Source organism: Mumia sp. Pv4-285 (assembly GCF_041320275.1).
GTDB classification, from domain to species: domain Bacteria; phylum Actinomycetota; class Actinomycetes; order Propionibacteriales; family Nocardioidaceae; genus Mumia; species Mumia qirimensis.
The window spans coordinates 1,510,345-1,527,799 of the sequence record NZ_CP162023.1 but is presented as its reverse complement, the minus strand read 5'-3'; the positions used below and the strand labels follow the sequence as shown (position 1 = coordinate 1,527,799).

At 70.1% G+C, this 17,455-nt stretch carries 21 protein-coding genes; 6 read left to right on the top strand and 15 right to left on the bottom strand.

Annotated elements, in window-relative coordinates:
• Position 1: 1 nt before the first annotated feature.
• The 6 genes from AB3M34_RS07365 to AB3M34_RS07340 form a co-directional block, all read right to left on the bottom strand.
• On the bottom strand, positions 2-1,711 hold the full coding sequence (locus AB3M34_RS07365; protein ID WP_370618635.1) for a SulP family inorganic anion transporter: 1,710 nt from the start codon (positions 1,709-1,711) through the stop codon (positions 2-4).
• 1 nt (position 1,712) lies between these two features.
• On the bottom strand, positions 1,713-2,069 hold the full coding sequence (locus tag AB3M34_RS07360; RefSeq protein WP_370618633.1) for an SHOCT domain-containing protein: 357 nt from the start codon (positions 2,067-2,069) through the stop codon (positions 1,713-1,715).
• A 12-nt stretch (positions 2,070-2,081) separates the two neighbouring features.
• Positions 2,082-2,519 (bottom strand): DUF6325 family protein, encoded by a 438-nt coding sequence (locus tag AB3M34_RS07355; RefSeq protein WP_370618631.1) that lies wholly within the window; start codon positions 2,517-2,519, stop codon positions 2,082-2,084.
• A 144-nt stretch (positions 2,520-2,663) separates the two neighbouring features.
• On the bottom strand, positions 2,664-3,527 hold the full coding sequence (locus tag AB3M34_RS07350; protein WP_370618629.1) for a YhjD/YihY/BrkB family envelope integrity protein: 864 nt from the start codon (positions 3,525-3,527) through the stop codon (positions 2,664-2,666).
• A 115-nt stretch (positions 3,528-3,642) separates the two neighbouring features.
• Complete coding sequence (locus AB3M34_RS07345) at positions 3,643-3,924, bottom strand: hypothetical protein (protein ID WP_370618627.1); 282 nt, start codon at positions 3,922-3,924, stop codon at positions 3,643-3,645.
• 27 nt (positions 3,925-3,951) lie between these two features.
• On the bottom strand, positions 3,952-5,733 hold the full coding sequence (locus AB3M34_RS07340; protein WP_370618625.1) for a 3-hydroxyacyl-CoA dehydrogenase family protein: 1,782 nt from the start codon (positions 5,731-5,733) through the stop codon (positions 3,952-3,954).
• Positions 5,734-5,878: 145 nt separating this feature from the next.
• Between AB3M34_RS07340 and AB3M34_RS07335 the strand changes: the two genes are divergently transcribed.
• Positions 5,879-6,424: a hypothetical protein gene (locus tag AB3M34_RS07335; protein ID WP_370618623.1), complete on the top strand. Its 546-nt coding sequence runs from the start codon at positions 5,879-5,881 to the stop codon at positions 6,422-6,424.
• A gap of 19 nt (positions 6,425-6,443) precedes the next feature.
• The gene (nucS, locus tag AB3M34_RS07330; RefSeq protein WP_370618621.1) at positions 6,444-7,121 is read left to right on the top strand and encodes an endonuclease NucS; all 678 of its coding nucleotides are present in this window, start codon (positions 6,444-6,446) and stop codon (positions 7,119-7,121) included.
• Between the two features lie 6 nt (positions 7,122-7,127).
• Here the strand turns inward: nucS and AB3M34_RS07325 are convergent, their stop codons facing one another.
• A complete protein-coding gene (locus AB3M34_RS07325) occupies positions 7,128-7,988 on the bottom strand; it encodes an SDR family NAD(P)-dependent oxidoreductase (protein ID WP_370618619.1) in 861 nt (286 codons plus the stop codon).
• 62 nt (positions 7,989-8,050) lie between these two features.
• Between AB3M34_RS07325 and AB3M34_RS07320 the strand changes: the two genes are divergently transcribed.
• Positions 8,051-8,647, top strand: a complete 597-nt coding sequence (locus tag AB3M34_RS07320; RefSeq protein ID WP_370618617.1) for a TetR/AcrR family transcriptional regulator — start codon at positions 8,051-8,053, stop codon at positions 8,645-8,647.
• Between the two features lie 9 nt (positions 8,648-8,656).
• The gene (locus tag AB3M34_RS07315; protein ID WP_370618615.1) at positions 8,657-9,166 is read left to right on the top strand and encodes an O-acetyl-ADP-ribose deacetylase; all 510 of its coding nucleotides are present in this window, start codon (positions 8,657-8,659) and stop codon (positions 9,164-9,166) included.
• A gap of 16 nt (positions 9,167-9,182) precedes the next feature.
• Here the strand turns inward: AB3M34_RS07315 and AB3M34_RS07310 are convergent, their stop codons facing one another.
• The gene (locus AB3M34_RS07310) at positions 9,183-9,707 is read right to left on the bottom strand and encodes a hypothetical protein (protein ID WP_370618614.1); all 525 of its coding nucleotides are present in this window, start codon (positions 9,705-9,707) and stop codon (positions 9,183-9,185) included.
• A gap of 138 nt (positions 9,708-9,845) precedes the next feature.
• Between AB3M34_RS07310 and AB3M34_RS07305 the strand changes: the two genes are divergently transcribed.
• Positions 9,846-10,433, top strand: coding sequence for an SLATT domain-containing protein (locus tag AB3M34_RS07305; protein ID WP_370618612.1), 588 nt, complete (start codon positions 9,846-9,848; stop codon positions 10,431-10,433).
• A gap of 34 nt (positions 10,434-10,467) precedes the next feature.
• On the opposite strand, the gene AB3M34_RS07300 is transcribed toward AB3M34_RS07305, so the two are convergent.
• The 3 genes from AB3M34_RS07300 to AB3M34_RS07290 form a co-directional block, all read right to left on the bottom strand.
• A complete protein-coding gene (locus tag AB3M34_RS07300) occupies positions 10,468-11,403 on the bottom strand; it encodes an NAD(P)/FAD-dependent oxidoreductase (protein ID WP_370618610.1) in 936 nt (311 codons plus the stop codon).
• 15 nt (positions 11,404-11,418) lie between these two features.
• Positions 11,419-11,943, bottom strand: a complete 525-nt coding sequence (locus tag AB3M34_RS07295) for a ferritin (RefSeq protein ID WP_370618608.1) — start codon at positions 11,941-11,943, stop codon at positions 11,419-11,421.
• Positions 11,944-12,060: 117 nt separating this feature from the next.
• The gene (locus AB3M34_RS07290) at positions 12,061-14,073 is read right to left on the bottom strand and encodes a protein meaA (protein WP_370618606.1); all 2,013 of its coding nucleotides are present in this window, start codon (positions 14,071-14,073) and stop codon (positions 12,061-12,063) included.
• 94 nt (positions 14,074-14,167) lie between these two features.
• Here AB3M34_RS07290 and AB3M34_RS07285 point away from each other — a divergent pair, with 94 nt between their 5' ends.
• Complete coding sequence (locus tag AB3M34_RS07285) at positions 14,168-14,488, top strand: hypothetical protein (RefSeq protein ID WP_370618605.1); 321 nt, start codon at positions 14,168-14,170, stop codon at positions 14,486-14,488.
• Between the two features lie 7 nt (positions 14,489-14,495).
• Here the strand turns inward: AB3M34_RS07285 and AB3M34_RS07280 are convergent, their stop codons facing one another.
• The 4 genes from AB3M34_RS07280 to atpD are packed head-to-tail and all read right to left on the bottom strand — an operon-like array spanning position 14,496 to position 17,455.
• Complete coding sequence (locus tag AB3M34_RS07280; RefSeq protein ID WP_370618603.1) at positions 14,496-15,068, bottom strand: cob(I)yrinic acid a,c-diamide adenosyltransferase; 573 nt, start codon at positions 15,066-15,068, stop codon at positions 14,496-14,498.
• 9 nt (positions 15,069-15,077) lie between these two features.
• Complete coding sequence (locus AB3M34_RS07275; RefSeq protein ID WP_370618601.1) at positions 15,078-15,542, bottom strand: DUF2550 domain-containing protein; 465 nt, start codon at positions 15,540-15,542, stop codon at positions 15,078-15,080.
• 46 nt (positions 15,543-15,588) lie between these two features.
• Positions 15,589-15,984, bottom strand: a complete 396-nt coding sequence (locus AB3M34_RS07270; RefSeq protein WP_370618599.1) for a F0F1 ATP synthase subunit epsilon — start codon at positions 15,982-15,984, stop codon at positions 15,589-15,591.
• A 31-nt stretch (positions 15,985-16,015) separates the two neighbouring features.
• Complete coding sequence (gene atpD / locus AB3M34_RS07265; protein ID WP_149769328.1) at positions 16,016-17,455, bottom strand: F0F1 ATP synthase subunit beta; 1,440 nt, start codon at positions 17,453-17,455, stop codon at positions 16,016-16,018.

Below are 17,455 nucleotides of genomic sequence, written 5' to 3'. Positions count from 1 at the left end.
CTCATCGCCCGGCGTCGAGTGCAGCCTGCGCTGCGACGACCGCGTCGTCGACCGACGGATGGGCCTCGGGCAGTCCGCTTTCCTCCTGAGAGGTGCGCAGCACGTCCCGCACCTGCCCGAGGCTCTGGGCGACCAGCAGGAGCACGCCACGACGTTCGAGGTCGGCCCGCAGCGTCACGAGCATCGACGCGGCGCTGACGTCGATGCTGGGCGTGGTCTCCAGGTCGAGGACGACTGCCCGCACGGGATCGTGCGCCGCGTGACGGATGCGGTCACGGACGTAGTCGGCGTTCGCGAAGTACAACCCGGACTCGACCCGCAGCACCGCGATCCGCGGGTCGCCGCTGGTCCCGTCGTGGCGCTCCCCGTCCAACCACAGACCCTCGCGCGGAGACCTCACCAGCTCGGCGACGTGGGGGCGCGACGAGCGGTAGAGCAGCGTGATCAACGACAGGCTGATCCCGATGAAGAGGCCGGGCAGCGTGTCGAACACCAGCACGCCGAGCATCGCGCCGACGGCGGCGATGAAGTCCACGCGAGCGGCGCGCTTGTAGATCTGCCCGAGCGGCCCGGTCCACACTCCGTACAGCCGGCGGAGGGCGGCGAAGTCGACCAGCTCGATCACGGCTGCGATCACGACGGCCGCCAGGACCGCCTCGGGAAGCTTCTCGAAGAGTCCGGTCAGGAACAGGAGCGTGACGATCGTCAGCACGGCGACCGTCATGGTGGAGATCTGAGACCGTGCGCCGGCACCGCCGTTGACGGCGGTCTTCGACAGGCTGCCGTTGACGACCATCCCGCTGGCGAGGCCCGAGCCGATGTTGGACGCACCCAGTCCGAGGAGCTCGCGGTTGCTGTCGATCTCGTACCCCTCCTTCGCCGCGTACGTCTTCGCCGCCCCGAGTCCCTCGGCGAACCCGATCAGCAGGACACCGATGGCAGGACCGACGAGCTGGAGGTAGTCCGCCACGCTGAGGTCGGGCACTCCGACGGTCGGGAGTCCGGACGGGATCGTGCCCACGATGTCGACTCCGTGGTCGTCCAGGCTCAGGACGACGACCGCGAGCACGCCGAGGAGCACCACGGCCAGCGATGCGGGGACGAGCGGCGCGAAGCGCTTGAGCACGAGGATCGCGACCAGAGCGACGGCGCCGACCGCGAGCGTCGGACCCTGGACGTCCCCGAGATGGACGATGATCCCCCAGAGCTTCTCGAAGAAGCTGCCCGCCGGCTTGTCGATGCCGAGCATGGCGGGGACCTGGCCCACGATGATCGTCAGGGCGAGGCCGATGATGAAGCCCTTGAGCACCGGCTCGGAGATGAACGACGACAGGAACCCGAGCCGGCACAGGCCGGCGACGATGCCGAGGATGCCGACGACGATCGCCAGCGCGGTGGTCGTCGTGACGAAGTCGGCGGTGCCCGCCTTCGCGACGTCGCCGACCACCGACGCCGAGAGCGCCGCGGTCCCCGACATCGTCGCCACGACGAGGTGGCGCGAGCTGCCGAGGGCGGCGTACAGCACGAGCGCCGGAGCCGCGGCGTACAGCCCGACGACCGGCGGGACGCCGGCGATCGTCGCGTACGCCAGCGACTCCGGCACCAGCACGGCCCACACGGTGAGCCCGGCGATCAGGTCGCCGCGCAACCAGCGCCGCTGGTATCCGGTGAAGGACGAGAAGAGCAGGTGCTGCCTCGGGGACGTCGTCATCTCAGCTGTTGAGGAGCTTCGCCTTCTCTGCCGCGAACTCTTCCGGGGTCAGGATCCCCTGCTGCTGCAGCGCCGCGAGCCGCTCCAGCTGTCCCACGATGTCGACCGGCGCAGCGGCCGCGGGCGCGGCCGGTGCCTGCTGGGCGTACTGCTGAGCTGCGGCCGCCTGTTGCGCCGCTGCCTGCATCGCCGCCTGCTGCTGCTGCTCCTCGTAGGCCTGAGACTGCGACTCCTGCTCGTAGCGCGACTGCTGGCGGCGAGCCTGGCGGTTGCTCACGGCCCCTGCCGTTCCCGCCACGACCGCCGTCCGCGCTGCCAGACCGACCAGGCCCGGGCGTCCCATCCGTCGTCCCATCATCTGTCTGTCTCCTCAGCTCTCGCTCAGCGTGTCGAACACCAGGTCGAGGTCGGCACGGTCGATGCGTTCGTGGGCCAGCACCACTCCACCCACGGAGTCGAGGGCGGCGGCGAACCGCGCGGCCCACACGTTCTCCCACACGACGAGCACCGCGGCCGCACCGGGCGGCACCTCCTCGGCGATCGCCAGGATGTCGTCCTCCCCCAGCAGTCCCGGCACGTCGGCCGGAACGCCGAGCACCTCCTGGACGGCGTCGCCGTCGTCGATGTCCACGACGGTGACGCTGCCGTCCTCGGCCTTGGCGACGATGACCGCGTCCAGCAGGCGCACGGCTCCGCTGGCAATGGCCTCGGCCGCGACCGCTGCGACGCTGCCGTCCGGCAACGAGTCGTCAAGGAACCCGAGCACTGCGATATCGACCGGGCCTGACGGGCGTACGTTGTCCGCCATCGGTCCCCCTCTCTGCGACGATGTTCGTCCTACTCTCGCGCGAAGGCGCTGCCTCCGGATCACCCCTCGCGGGTGACGTCGCCCTCAATCCTGCGGGAGCCGGACGCGACGCGCCCGCCGGACCCGGACCCGGACCCCTGCGTCTCACCGACGCGCCTTCCTCGGCGTCGCCCTGCCGGCGAGCTCGAGAGCCCGGGCGGTCCACCCCCGCTCGCGGAGCCAGGTCGACAGCTCGTGCCCGACGACCGCGGTGCCCACGAGCACGTAGGCCACGATCACCAGCCACGCCACGATCGCGAACGCCACGCCGATCACACCGTAGCGCTGGGCGTCGATCGCGATCAGGTGCGGGACGTACAGGTGGGTCCACCAGCCCGCGGCCAGCTGGACGACGGCCGCGAGGATCGCCGCCGGGAGCAGCTCCTCGAGCCCGGCCCGACCCCCGAGCTCCAGCCGGATCAGCACCAGCCAGAACGGAACCGACACGACCAGCTGGACCACGATCCCGGCCGGACCGAGCAGGTGCCCGATCCAACCGACCATCAGGAAACCGCCGAGCATGAAGAACACGGCGCCGAACCCGAAGAACGTCGCCCGCACCCGAGGGTTCGGTTCCCGGCCCCACGCAAGCTCGTACAGGCGCTGCAGCGAACGGCTGAACGACCCCACGGAGAACAGCAGGATGAAGAAGCCGAGAATCGTGAGACCACCGGTCGACTCCGGTGGCGTGGCGAAGAGGAGGTCGACCGCGTCGGCGGTGCTGCCCGTGAGGTCGAAGTACTCGATGAGCAGGTCGGCGAACTGCTGGGTCCCATCGCGTGACAGCCAGCTCGACACGACCACCATCAACGGCACGAGGGCGATGAACGCCTGGCCGGCGAGCGTGATCGCACGGTTGCGGCCGTCGATCTCGTACATCCGGTGCATGCACCGCCCTGGGAACGAGCGTTCGAACCAGCCCCGTGCGGTGTCCGCGGCAGCCAGACCGCGCTGCACCCACGACGTCATCGGCTCACACCACGCTTTCCCACTGCCTCCCACCGGGGCCGTCCGCCGGTGCTGCGACCAGTGTCGCTGCGCGGTCGCAGCCCGGGCGTCACCCGCGCCGGGTGAGGCGCGGCAGTCAGCGCCGGCGGCGCCAGCACGGCGTGTGCCAGTGCCTCCGCTCCTCGACCCCGGAGGCGCTGAGGAGGCTCGGCTCGAGCGGCCACACCACCACGTGCGGCGTCGCAGGGCGGATCGCCTGCGAGCAGCCGGGGCACGTGTACGTCTTCGTCGACGACGAACCGCTGATCGTCCGGACGACCCAGTCGCCGTCCGGACGCTCCTCGACCCGTTGGTTGCCTCCGTTCAGCGGAGGGGGAGCGCCGCGGGGACCACGAGGCGTACGACGTCGGCGCGACATGCCTCAAGCGTACGGGGAGACTCCGCGTCAGCGGCGCGCGTAGTCGCGGAACCCGCGCCCCGTCTTGCGTCCGAGGTAGCCCGCCGTGACGAGGTGCTCCAGGAGCGGCGCCGGGGCCCACGCGGGCTCGCGGAACTCGCGGAAGAGCGTCTGCTCGATGGCGAGCGACACGTCGTTGCCGACCACGTCGAGCAGCTCGAACGGGCCCATCGGCAGCCGGCACCCGAGCTTCATGGCAACGTCGATGTCGTCGGCGGTCGCGTAGTGCGCCTCGAGCATCTTGACGGCGTCGTTGAGGTACGGGAAGAGCAGCGCGTTGACGATGAAGCCGGCGCGGTCGCCGCACGCGACGGCGTGCTTGCCGACGTTCGCGCAGAGCGCCTGGACCGTCTCCGTCACGTCGTCGGCCGTGGCCACCGTCGAGACGACCTCGACGAGCTTCATCACCGGGGCGGGATTGAAGAAGTGCATCCCGATGACGTCCTGCGGGCGGTCGGTCACCGCGGCGCAGGCGATCACCGGGAGGGACGACGTCGTGGTGGCGAGGATGGCGCCGGGCTTGCAGATGCGGTCGAGGTCCTTGAACAGCTCGACCTTGACGTCGAGGTCCTCCGCGATCGCCTCGACGACGATGTCGACCGGGGCGAGCGCCTCGCGCTCGGTGCTCCCGGTGAGGCGGCCGAGGATCTCGGCCTTCTTCTCCTCGGTCGAGCGCCCGCGCGAGATCGCCTTGTCGAGGGACTTCGCGATGGCGGCGCGGACGCCGTCGAGCTTGTCCGGCGTGCGGCCGACGTAGACCACGTCGTACCCGGCCTTCGCGAAGACCTCCACGATGCCCGACGCCATGGTGCCCGTGCCGACGACCCCGACCAGGCCGATCTCACGGCGCAGCTGCGGCGCGGTTTCCGAGGACGGCGTCACCGCATCGTCGACGACGGTCGAGGAGTACTCCTCGGCGTACGTGTAGAAACCGCGGCCCGACTTCCTCCCGAGGAGCCCCGCGGTGACCATCTGCTTGAGGATCGGCGACGGGGCGTGGACCCGCTTGCGGTCCTGCAGGTACATCGTCTCGAGGATCTCGTACGCCGTGTCGAGGCCGATCAGGTCGAGCAGCGCGAGCGGTCCCATCGGGTAGCCGCAGCCCAGGCGCATGGCGGCGTCGATGTCCTCGCGGGTGGCGTACTGGGCCTCGTACATCGAGGCAGCGTGGTTGAGGTAGGCGAACAGGAGGGCGTTCGCGATGAATCCCGCCTTGTCGCCAACGGTCACCGGGCTCTTGCCGAGCCGCTGGGCGAGCGCGACCGCGTCGTCGACGACGTCCGGCGCGGAGACGACCGTGCGGACGACCTCGACGAAGTCCTGGACCGGCGCGGGGTTGAAGAAGTGGAGACCGACGACGCGGCTCGGCAGACGCGTGGCGGAGGCGATCTCGGTGACGGACAGTGCCGACGTGTTCGAGGCGAGGACGGCGTCGTCGCGGACGATCTTGTCGAGCTGCTGGAACACGTCGATCTTGACGTCGAGCTGCTCCACCACCGCCTCGACGACGAGGTCTGCCTCGGCGAGGCTCGTGAGGTCGGTGCTGTACGAGATGCGGTCGAGCAGCGCGCCACGGTCGGCGTCGTCCAGCTTGCCGCGCTCCGCGGCGCGCTGGGTCGAGTGCTCGATCGTCGAGCGGCCGTGCTCGAGCGCGGCGTCGTCGCGATCCACCGCGAGGACGGCGATGCCGTTGCGGGCCAGCACCTCCGCGATGCCGGCACCCATGGTGCCGACGCCGACGACTCCGACTGTCTTGATCTCGCGCGCCACGGAAGTCTCCTGTTTCTCGGGGGACGTAAGTTACCGGCAGGTTACTACTCGGTAGCCCCGCGCATCACTGCCAGCGGCGTGACGCACGTCACGAATCCGGCGCCGGTGGGCTGCCGATGGCCTGCCCGCCGCCTAGCATGACGACATGCTGCGCTTGGACGATCGGCCACCTCTCGCCCGTGCCGCCCTCCCTCGACGAGCCCTGCGCCGCGTCACCTTCGCCGCGAGCTCGGCCCTGGTCGCCCTCGTGCTGGCGTCGTGCGGCACCCCGGACGACGAAGCGGATGCCGACGCGACGGCGACGTCTGCAGCGCCGAGCCCGTCGGCCACCGCGACGGCGACGACCGAGCCGGTCGCGACGCCGGAGCCGTCCGCCACGACGGCCCCGAGCCCCAGCGCGACTCCGAGCCCGACGGCAGCGTCCACGAGCGGCGCATCGACTCCGTCCGCCCGCGCGAAGAACCCCGTCGGGCGATGGCGCAACCGAGAGCTGCAGTGGGTCCTCCGGATCAAGGCGAGCGGCCGCTTCGTCGACGACTTCGCCGGCGTGAAGAACGTCAGGTCCGGCAAGTGGCGGCTCAGGGGCACCAGGACCATCGTCCTCGTCGGCGGCGACGGGGTCACCACCCGCGGGAAGCTGGCGGGCGACACGATCACGATCCGTGGGACCGTCCTCAAGCGCGTGCGCTGACGGTCGCTAGCCTGTCCGGGTGCGCCTCGTCATCGCTCGTTGCCAGGTCGACTACGCCGGACGGCTGTCCGCGCATCTGCCGATGGCCACCCGCCTCATCCTCGTCAAGTCGGACGGCTCCGTGTCGATCCACTCCGACGACCGCGCATACAAGCCGCTCAACTGGATGAGCCCGCCCGCCGTGATGCGCGAAGGCGTGACCGACGAGGGCACCGTCGAGTGGACCGTGTCGGCGACCAAGACCGACGACACCCTGCGGATCCTCATCGAGGAGCTCCTCCACGACTCCAGCCACGACCTCGGGGTCGACCCCGGGCTCCAGAAGGACGGCGTCGAGAAGCACCTGCAGGAGCTGCTCGCCGAGCACCCCACCAGCCTCGGCGACGGGATGTCGCTCGTCCGGCGGGAGTACATGACGGCGATCGGCCCCGTCGACCTGCTCTGCCGAGACGCCAGAGGAGCCTCGGTCGCGGTCGAGGTCAAGCGGCGCGGCGAGATCGACGGAGTCGAGCAGCTGACCCGCTACCTCGAGCTGATGAACCGCGACCCGCTGCTCGCCCCGGTCCGCGGCATCTTCGCCGCACAGGAGATCAAGCCGCAGGCCCGTACGCTCGCCGCCGACCGCGGGATCGAGTGCCGTCTGGTCGACTACGACGCCCTCCGTGGGATCGACGACCCGAGCCTGCGGCTGTTCTGACCTCGCTCAGGCGCTCGGCCAGTGGAAGGCGGGGTCGCGGGCGTACTCGTCCCGCCGCCACGCCAGCGCAGTCGCCACCATGTCGTGCGCTCCCGCACCGATGATCGCGCGGCGCGGCGGTGCCGGTTCGTCCACGATCGCCAGGATCGCCGCGGCAGCGACCTCCGGTTGCTCGTCAGTGGACTCCCCCTCGGCAGCGGCAGCGGCCATGGCAGCGTCGGGATAGCCGGGCATCCCGAGCACCGCCTCACGGACGGTGCCGTAGGCCGGCTCGGGCGACGCGGCGAACCGCATGCTCGACCCCGCCCAGTCCGTGGCGAAGCCGCCCAGCTCGGCGAGCGTCACGTGGATGCCGAACCCGGCGACCTCGTCGGCCATCGCGCCGCTGAAGCCCTCGAGCGCCCACTTGCTCGCGTTGTAGGCGCCGAACAGCGGCAGCGTCCCGACCGCGCCGACGGTCGAGATCTGCACGATGTGGCCCGATCCCTGCGCGCGCAGGAACGGCAACGCCGCCTGCGACACCCAGATCGCGCCCAGGAGGTTGGTGTCGATCTGGGCCCGCACCTCGTCCTCGTCGAGCTCCTCTATCGCGCCGATCTGCCCGTAGCCGGCGTTGTTGACGATCACGTCGAGCCGGCCGAACCGTCCGTGAGCCTCGGCCACCACCGCGCGTACGGCGCTTCGGTCGGTGACGTCGAGCTCGACGACCGCGAGCGCGCTGCCGTACGCCTCGGTCAGGTCGTCGAGAGCGCCGGGCGTGCGGACGGTGGCGGCAACATGGTCGCCTGCCGCCAGCGCCGCCTCGGCGAACGCCCGCCCGAGGCCTCGTCCCGCTCCCGTGATGAACCAGGTCCTGGCAGTCGTCATACAGTTCCTCCTCGTCTAAACGAGACGGTGCGTCTCGTCTCGTCAGAGAGTACACTAGTGGCGTGCCCGAACGCGAGCCTGATTCCACGCCACCGCGACGCCGCAGCGAGCGCGCTCGAACGGCGGTGCTGAACGCCACTGCAGCGCTGATCGAAGAAGTCCCCTACCCCAGGCTGACCATCGAGGCGATCGCGGCGCGCGCCGGCGTCGGCAAGCAGACGATCTACCGTTGGTGGCCGTCGCGGGGCGCGATCGTCTTCGACAGCCTCCTCGAGCGTTCCGGCGGGGCGGACGCGTCCCTCCCTGACAGCGGCGACTTGCAAGCGGACCTGTCGGCCTTCCTCCGCGCGTCGGCGGACGAGATGGCGTCACCCTCGACCGGCGCCTTCCTGCGCGCCGTGACCGTCGAGATCCTTCAGGACGACGGCGTGGCCCAGCAGTACCGTGACCGGCTGCTGACACCGCAGAGGTCGGCGGTGCGGCGCCGGCTCGCGGTCTCCCAGGACGCCGGCATGCTCCGCGACGACCTCGATCTGGACGTGCTCGTGGAGTGCCTGCTCGGGCCGCTGGTCGGTCGGTGGCTTCTCGGCCCGGGCCCGCTCGAGGTCGACTTCGCCGACGCCGTCGTCGACGTGGCCCTCCGGGGCGCGATCAGGTAAGCAGGAAGCATGCTCCGCATCGAGGTCGTCCAGGGCGACATCACGACGGTCCGGGCCGACGCGATCGTCAATGCCGCCAACAGCTCGTTGCTCGGCGGAGGAGGCGTCGACGGCGCCATCCACCGGGCCGGAGGTCCAGAGATCCTCGACGCGTGCCGCGAGCTGCGCGCGACGAGTCACCCCGAGGGCCTCCCGACCGGCGACGCCGTCGCCACCTCGGGTGGTCGCCTCCCTGCCCGCTGGGTCATCCACGCGGTCGGCCCGGTCTGGTCGCCGCACGAGGACCGGACTGATCTGCTGCGCTCGGCGTACACCCGCAGCCTCGCTGTCGCCGACGAGCTCGAAGCGCGCGTGGTGGCGTTTCCCCTGATCTCGGCCGGAGCGTACGGGTGGCCCCTCGAGGAGGCGGTGGCCGTCGCCGTCACGACGTTGCACGCGGCCGACAGCGCGGTCGAGCGCGCCCTCATGGTCGCGTACGGAGAAGCCCCCGACCGGCTGCTCCGCGCAGCGGTCGGCTGAGGCGCACGGCGCCCGCTCAGCCTCCGGAACCGGGCCCCTGCTCGCGGACCCGCCGGACGTTCTCCAAGGACTCGCGCAGCTCGTCCAGCCACGTGTCCTCGTGGCGCTGCACCAGGCGCACGCACCATGCCAAGGCGTCGCTGCGGCTGCGTGCGACGCCTGCCGCGATCAGGGTGTCGAGGACCTGACGCTCGGGCTGGCGCAGGCGGGTCATCACCGGCGACGCGAGATGCGTGAACAGGGCCTGCTCGCCGTCACACTCGACGCCCCACGACACCGTGCGCCCGAACCGGTGCTGAGCTTCGCGAGCGACCGCCATCCGAGTCTCTCGCGTCCGCTCGCGGAACTCCTGCACGCGACCCTGCACCGCGCCGCGTCGCTCGGCCTCGGACACTCCGTCCGCAAGGCTCGGCGGCGCGATACAACCGATGACGACGATCTCCTCGCGATCGACCGTCACGCTCTCAAGCGCGTCGAACAGGCCCTCGGGGAGACGACCGGTGAACCATCCTCTGATCTCGTCCACATCGTTTGTAATCATGTAATTAGGCTTACGCGCATTCACCCACCTTCGCAAGGGCGTACGCTCCCAGCGAATCCGCGACCACTCTGACCGCAGCATGGGACGACCTCGCAAATCGCGTCCCCTCCGCCGCTGGTGTCGCTAGCATCCGACTCCGTGTGGACCTATCGCGGCAACGAGCCGACCGTTCTCCAGTGGCTCGACGCCATCAGCGTCGGCCACGAAGCCCACCAGCTCGCCGCCCGCGTCCGACGCCGTCGTTCTCGGGCGCTCGGCGCGGCGACCGTCATCCTCGCCGCGCTCTCCGCCGCGTCCGCGTTCGCCGCCACCTCGGTCGACGACGGCAGGTGGCTCACGGTCGCAGCCGGCGTGCTCGCCGGCTTCGCTGCCGCTGTCGCCCTCCTTCAGACGGTCGCCGATCCCGCTGACGTCATCGCCGCGCACCAGCGCGCCGCCGCCGAGTACGGCACGCTCCGCCGAGAGCTCGAGCAGGCGATCCTGTCCGAGCGCATCACCGACGACCGCCTCGCGGAGATCCGGCAGGAGTGGACCCGGGTCGAGAGTGCCGCTCCGAGCCTGTCGGCACGCGCCTCGCGCGCGGTCGCGTACGCGCGCACGGCTCCGACGGTCACCGCCGACGCGTCTGTCCCCGTGGCCGCTCCCATCGTCGACCAGGAGCCCGAGACGACTCCCCCGGCGATCGAGACCACCGACGACACGGTCAAGGAGCTCACCGCGAGGTGAGCCCGTCACGGAGCTCACCACCGAGTGACCTCGGTCAGCCTTGCGCCTCCAGCAGCGAGGCGACCTCGTCGGCGCAGCCCCACGACGTCGTGATCCCCGCACCACCGTGGCCGTAGCAGTGGACCACGGGACTCGCGTCCGTGCGCGCCTCCCGCTCGAGCCGGACCATCGGCCTCGCCGGACGGAGCCCGACCCGGACGCCGAGCACCGGGGCACCCTCCAGCTCGGGGACGATGCGGATCGCACGCGTGAGGATGGCGGCCGTGTCGGCGTCGCGGGGTGCAAGGTCCCACACCCCGGACTCGCTCGTGCCGCCGACGATCACGTCGTCTCCCCGCGGGATCACGTAGGTCGTGGTGTCGGCGTCGTCCGCGAGCACCACGTCGTCGACCCCGGCGATCGCGGGGAGCCTCAGGACCTGGCCGCGGACAGGAGTCGTCGACGCGTCGCCGGCGAGCAGACGGCTCCCGAGTCCTGAGGCGTTGACGACGACGTCGGCACCGACGGGGAGCGTCGAAAGTGCCATACGCGTCAGCGTGCCGCCCGAGGAGGCCAGCCGGCGTACGAGGTAGTCGAGGTACGTCGGCATGTGGGCGACCGGCGCCTCGAACACCCGCCCGGCGTGGAAGCCGGCCGGGACCTCCCGCAACGCCTCGAGCGAGCGCACCGCTCCTGACCACCAGGGTTCCGGAGACGGCTCGGCGAGCAGCTCGACCGAGCGCCGCATCGTCACGCCCGCGCCTGTCTCGGAGTCGGAGAGGTCGGCCAGCACCTCGTACGTCCTCCGAGACCATCCGAGGACGCGGTCCACAGGCTCGGCGAGGTACGGGTACCACCAGGCGGCGGCGACCGCCGACGTCGTCTCGAGCGGGAGGTCACGCGCGAGCACGTCGACGTGGTGGCCGCGCTCAGCGGCCACCACGGCGCACGTCAGACCGGTGACGCCGGCGCCGACGACCAGCACACGCACGGGCCCGGCTCTCGCTCAGGCGCCGGCGATCGGAGGCGCCGTCGGGTCCGCCGCCTCGCCCCGCTCCTCGCGCGCGATCCAGTGCTCGATCGCCTCGAGGTCCTCAGACGAGCGCGAGACGACGGCGAGGAGGTCGCTCATCTTGGAGACCTCCTCGACCTGCTCCTTGATGAACCACTGCATGAACTGGTCCGAGGCGAAGTCGTTCGCGTCGCGGGCGACGCGGGTCAGCTCGTTGATCTGGTCGGTGACCCGCTTCTCCTGCGTCACGGCCAGCTCGACCGGGGCGACAACGTCACTGAAGTCGTTGATCGGGTCCGCGACGCCTGGGATGCGGACCGAGACACCCGCGTCGAGGAGGTACTGCACCATCATCATCGCGTGGTCGCGCTCCTCGACCGCCTGGTTGAAGAACAGCGCCGCCATGCGCGGCATGGTGAGGGCGTCGTAGTAGCACGCGATCGCGACGTACTGCTGGTGGGCGGCGAACTCGTGACCCACCTGCTCGTTGAGCAGCGTCGCAAACTTCTCCGATGCCATGGCTGACTCCTTAGCTGCGGGACTCACCCGCCATCGATGTCCGTGCCCCCGACGCTAGTCGGCGGCACGGGCGCCCACCACCAAGGAGTGGCTAGCCTTCGGGTGCCGTGATGACGGTCAGTCGAGGTCGTTCGCGCGCCGGATCACGCTGACGATGTCGTCCATGATCTGCGTCATGCCGTAGTCCTTCGGCGTGTAGACCGCCGCCACGCCGTCGTCGAGAAGGCGCCGCGCATCCGACTCGGGGATGATCCCGCCGACGACGACCGGGACGTCTCCGATCCCGGCCGCACGCAGCTGCGCCAGCACCTCCGGCACCAGCTCCATGTGCGAGCCGGACAGGATCGAGAGGCCGATGCAGTCGACGTCCTCGTCCACGGCGGCGGCGACGATCTGGGTCGGAGTCAGACGGATGCCCTGGTAGACGACCTCGAAGCCCGCGTCGCGTGCACGGACTGCGATCTGCTCAGCGCCGTTGGAGTGGCCGTCGAGCCCCGGCTTGCCCACCAGCAGCCGCAGGCGGCCACCGAGCTCCTCCCCCGTCAGGCGGACGCGCTCGCGCACCCCGGCGAGCTCTGCTCCTGCTTCGGCCACACCGACCACTCCCGTCACACCGGTCGGCGCACGGAACTCGCCGAAGACCTCGCGCAGCGCGCCTGCCCACTCGCCCGTCGTCGCACCCGCCCGGACGCAGGCGAGCGTCGCCTGCATCAGGTTGGCATCCGTCTTCGCGTCCGCCCGGAGGCGGTCGAGCGCCTCGGCGACCTCGGCCTCGCTCCGCTGCCCGCGCCAGACGACGACACGCTCGATCGCGCTCGCCTCGGCCAGCGGGTCCGCCGTCTGGATCGCGCCGTCGAGATCGGCGGTCAGCGGCGAGTCCTCGGACTCCGTGTACGCGTTCACGCCCACGACCAGCTGCTCACCGGCCTCGATCTGCGCGCGACGAGCCGCGTGCGACGCCACCAGCGCCTGCTTCATGTATCCGGACTCGACAGCGGCGACCGCGCCGCCCATGGCCTGGACCCGGTCGATCTCCTCCTTGGCACCTTCAACGAGCTCGGCGACCTTCGCCTCGATGACGTGGCTGCCGTCGAAGATGTCGCCGTACTCGAGGAGGTCGGACTCGAACGCCAGGACCTGCTGCAGCCGCAGCGACCACTGCTGATCCCAGGGCCGCGGCAGGCCGAGGGCCTCGTTCCAGGCGGGAAGCTGGATGGCGCGGGCTCGGGCGTTCTTGCTCAGGCTCACGCCGAGCATCTCGAGGACGATCCGCTGCACGTTGTTCTCAGGCTGTGCCTCGGTCAGGCCGAGCGAGTTCACCTGGACGCCGTAACGGAAGCGACGCATCTTCGGGTCCTGCACGCCGTAGCGTTCGCGGGTGATCTCGTCCCACAGCCGGCCGAAGGCGCGCATCTTGCACGTCTCCTCGATGAAGCGGACGCCGGCGTTCACGAAGAACGAGATGCGCCCGACGACCTTCTCGAACTCCTCCGGCGGGACCTGGCCCGCATCGCGGACGGCGTCGAGGACGGTGATCGCGGTCGAGAGGGCGTACGCGAGCTCCTGGACCGGCGTCGCGCCCGCCTCCTGGAGGTGGTAGCTGCAGATGTTGAGCGGGTTCCACTTCGGCATGTTGACGACCGTGTAGGCGATCATGTCGGTCGTCAGCCGGATCGACGCCTCGGGCGGGAAGACGTACGTCCCGCGCGAGAGGTACTCCTTGATGATGTCGTTCTGGGTCGTGCCGGTGAGCTCACCGACCCAGTCGCCCGGGTCCTCACCGGCGTCCCGGGCCTGCTCCTCGGCGACGACCTGGTACATCGCGAGCAGCCACATCGCGGTCGCGTTGATCGTCATGGAGGTGTTCATCGTCTTCAGCGGGATGCCGTCGAAGAGCCGACGCATCTCGCCCAGGTCCGGCACCGGGACACCGACCTTGCCCACCTCGCCCTTGCTGAGCTGGTGATCGGGGTCGTAGCCGGTCTGGGTCGGCAGATCGAACGCCACCGAGAGCCCGGTCTGGCCCTTGGAGAGGTTGCGACGGTAGAGCGCGTTGGAGTCAGACGCCGAGGAGTGCCCGGCGTAGGTGCGCATCACCCAGGGGCGATCGCGGTGAGTCGAGTCGGCCATGCGCACAGGTTAGTTCCTTGTGACCGTCGGGTAACAGGCACGTGAGCGGAGTCACGTTGGTCACATTCGGGCCGCGCAGGTGCACACTGGAGAGATGACAGGAGGTGGTTCGACGGTGGGATACCTCTTCGTACCCTTGGTCAGCGCGCTCGCCATCATCGGGCTCGCGCTCATCCTCCGCTGGGCGCACTCCCCCGGCAAGCGCATCACGCTGCCGTCGTACGGGATGCTCGTGCCGGTCGCCCGGTGCAAGGACCAGCACGGCGCCGAGATCACGGCGGCACGGCTGCGCGCCGACGGTATCCGCGCCTCCGTCACCCACGACGTACGCGGCTGGCTGGTGCTGGCGTGGTCGGCACAGGCGGACGTCGCGAGGGCCTGGGTCGCCTCACGACAGACACCTCACCAGCCCTGACCGCGAGTCACCTCTCGCCGCCGGGCACCCACAGCACGTCGCCGTTCTCGCGGTTCGAGTAGCGGGCGAGGATGAACAGCAGGTCCGAGAGCCGGTTGAGGTACTTCGCCGTCAGCACGTTCATCGAGTCGCCGTGCTCCTCGATCGCCGCCCAGGCGCTGCGCTCCGACCGCCGGCACACGGTCCGCGCGATGTGCAGCACCGACGCCGACGGCGTACCGCCCGGCAGGATGAACGACCGCAGCGGCTCGATCGCGGCGTTGTAGTGGTCGCACCACGCTTCGAGGCGATCCACGTACGACGGCTCGACACGCAGCTGCGGGTGCTCGGGGTTCTCGACGACCGGCGCGCCCAGATCAGCGCCGACGTCGAAGAGGTCGTTCTGGATCCGTGCGATCACCGCATCGACGTCCTCGTCGAGCGCCCCGAGCGACCTCGCGTAGCCGAGATGGCTGTTGAGCTCGTCGGTGTCGGCGTACGCGGCCAGGCGCAGGTCGAGCTTCGACGTCTTGCTCATGTCGACCAGGCGGGTCGTGCCGTCGTCGCCGGTACGCGTGTAGATGCGGGTGAGGTTGACCATGGCGTCACCCTAGATGACGTTGTTGACCTCGCGGCCGGGCGGAGACGACTCCAGCCAGGCGAGCAGCCCGGTCAGCGCCTGAGGGCTCAGGGCGAGCTGGATGCGAGCGCCGTCGTCGAGCGAGCACTCGACGATCGTGTTGCCCGCGTGGAGCGCGTACGTCTCGGAGCCGACCGGCTTGCGGCGACGCTCGACCTCGACGTGACCGCGCTCGAAGCGCAGGACCGGGCGGGGCGAGAACGAGAACGTGCGGAACCACTCGAGGTGGCTCGCGTTGTAGCGACCGACGCCGAGCGTCCATCCCCGCGGGTCGCCCTCCTCGCGGGGCGGATCGACGCGGCGGTTGACGCTGAGGTCGAAGGTGCTCCCGCCGCGCGCGAGGTAGCGCCGGCGGCCGCCCAGACCGAGGACCGCGAGGACCGCCAGGAGCAGAAGCACGCCGAGGGAGTCGAGCACCCACAACCAGATCGGCATGTGTGCCCTCCTCCCTCGACGTAGCGTTCGACGTTCTGTGAACGACCTAGGACGACGCGAGCTCGACGGCGCGGATGCGAGCCTCGAGGCGGCGTACCTCGTCAGCTGCCTCCACGTCGTCAGCGCCTTCAGCCTTGACCCGCGCCAGATCTTGCTTCGCCCGCTCGAGGTCGATGTCGTGCGACATCTCCGCGCTCTCGGACAGGATCGACACGCGATCCTTCGCGACCGAGAGGAATCCCGAGTCGACAGCGGCGACCCAGGTCTCGTTGTCCTCGGTGTCGATCTCCACCACGCCCTCGGCGAGCAGCGACATCACCGGGGCGTGCCCCGGCAGGATGCCGATGTCACCGTCGAGGGTGCGCGCGAGCAGCGACGTGGCCTCGCCCGACCACAGCAACCGATCAGCGCTCACGAGCTCGACGTGCAGTGTGCCTGCCATCAGACGACTCCTTCTCTCCGCGGTCGCTCGATCAGGAGCTCTTCTGGATCTCGGCCCACTTCTTCTCGACGTCGTCCAGACCGCCGCACATGAAGAACGCCTGCTCGGCCACGTGGTCGTACTCGCCGTCCGCGATCTTCTTGAACGCGTCCACGGTCTCGTCGAGCGGAACAGTGGAGCCCTCGATGCCGGTGAACTGCTTCGCGACGTAGGTGTTCTGCGACAGGAAGCGCTGGATGCGACGGGCGCGCGACACGACCGTCTTGTCCTCCTCCGACAGCTCGTCGACACCGAGGATCGCGATGATGTCCTGCAGCTCCTTGTTGCGCTGGAGGATCTGCTTGACGCGCGTCGCGACCGCGTAGTGGTCGGCGGCGATGTAGCGCGGGTCGAGGATGCGCGACGTCGAGGTCAGCGGATCCACGGCCGGGTAGATGCCCTGCGACGCGATCTCACGGCTGAGCTCGGTCGTGGCGTCCAGGTGCGCGAACGTCGTCGCCGGCGCCGGGTCGGTGTAGTCGTCGGCAGGCACGTAGATCGCCTGCATCGAGGTGATCGAGTGACCACGGGTCGACGTGATGCGCTCCTGGAGGACGCCCATCTCGTCGGCCAGCGTCGGCTGGTAGCCCACCGCGGACGGCATGCGGCCGAGCAGCGTCGAGACCTCCGAGCCGGCCTGCGTGAACCGGAAGATGTTGTCGATGAAGAGGAGCACGTCCTGCTTCTGGACATCGCGGAAGTACTCCGCCATCGTCAGCGCCGACAGGGCGACGCGCAGACGCGCGCCCGGCGGCTCGTCCATCTGGCCGAAGACCAGCGCGGTCTGGCCGAGGACGCCCGACTCGTCCATCTCGACGATGAGGTCGTTGCCCTCACGGGTGCGCTCGCCGACACCGGCGAACACCGACACACCACCGTGGTCGCGTGCGACTCGGGCGATCATCTCCTGGATGAGGACGGTCTTGCCGACGCCCGCACCACCGAAGAGGCCGATCTTGCCGCCGAGGACGTACGGGGTCAGCAGGTCGATGACCTTGATGCCCGTCTGGAACATCTCGGTCTTAGGCTCGAGCGAGTCGAACGACGGCGCCTTGCGGTGGATGCCCCACCGCTCCTTGATGTCGAGCACCTCGCCCTCTTCGAGGTTCAGGCACTCGCCGATCGTGTTGAACACGTGGCCGAGCGTGACGTCGCCGACGGGGACCGAGATCGGCTCCCCGGTGTCGCGCACCTCCGCACCACGGGTCAGGCCGTCGGTGGGCTGCATGGAGATCGCACGCACCATGCCGTCACCGATGTGCTGCGCGACCTCGAGCGTCAGAGGACGCCCGTCGGCGTCCAGCGCCGAGTTCACGTGGAGCGCGCTGTAGATGTCGGGCATCTGGTCCGTCGGGAACTCGACGTCGATGACCGGACCGATGACGCGGGCGATACGACCCGTCGTCGTGGTCTCGTTGACAGTGGCAGTCAT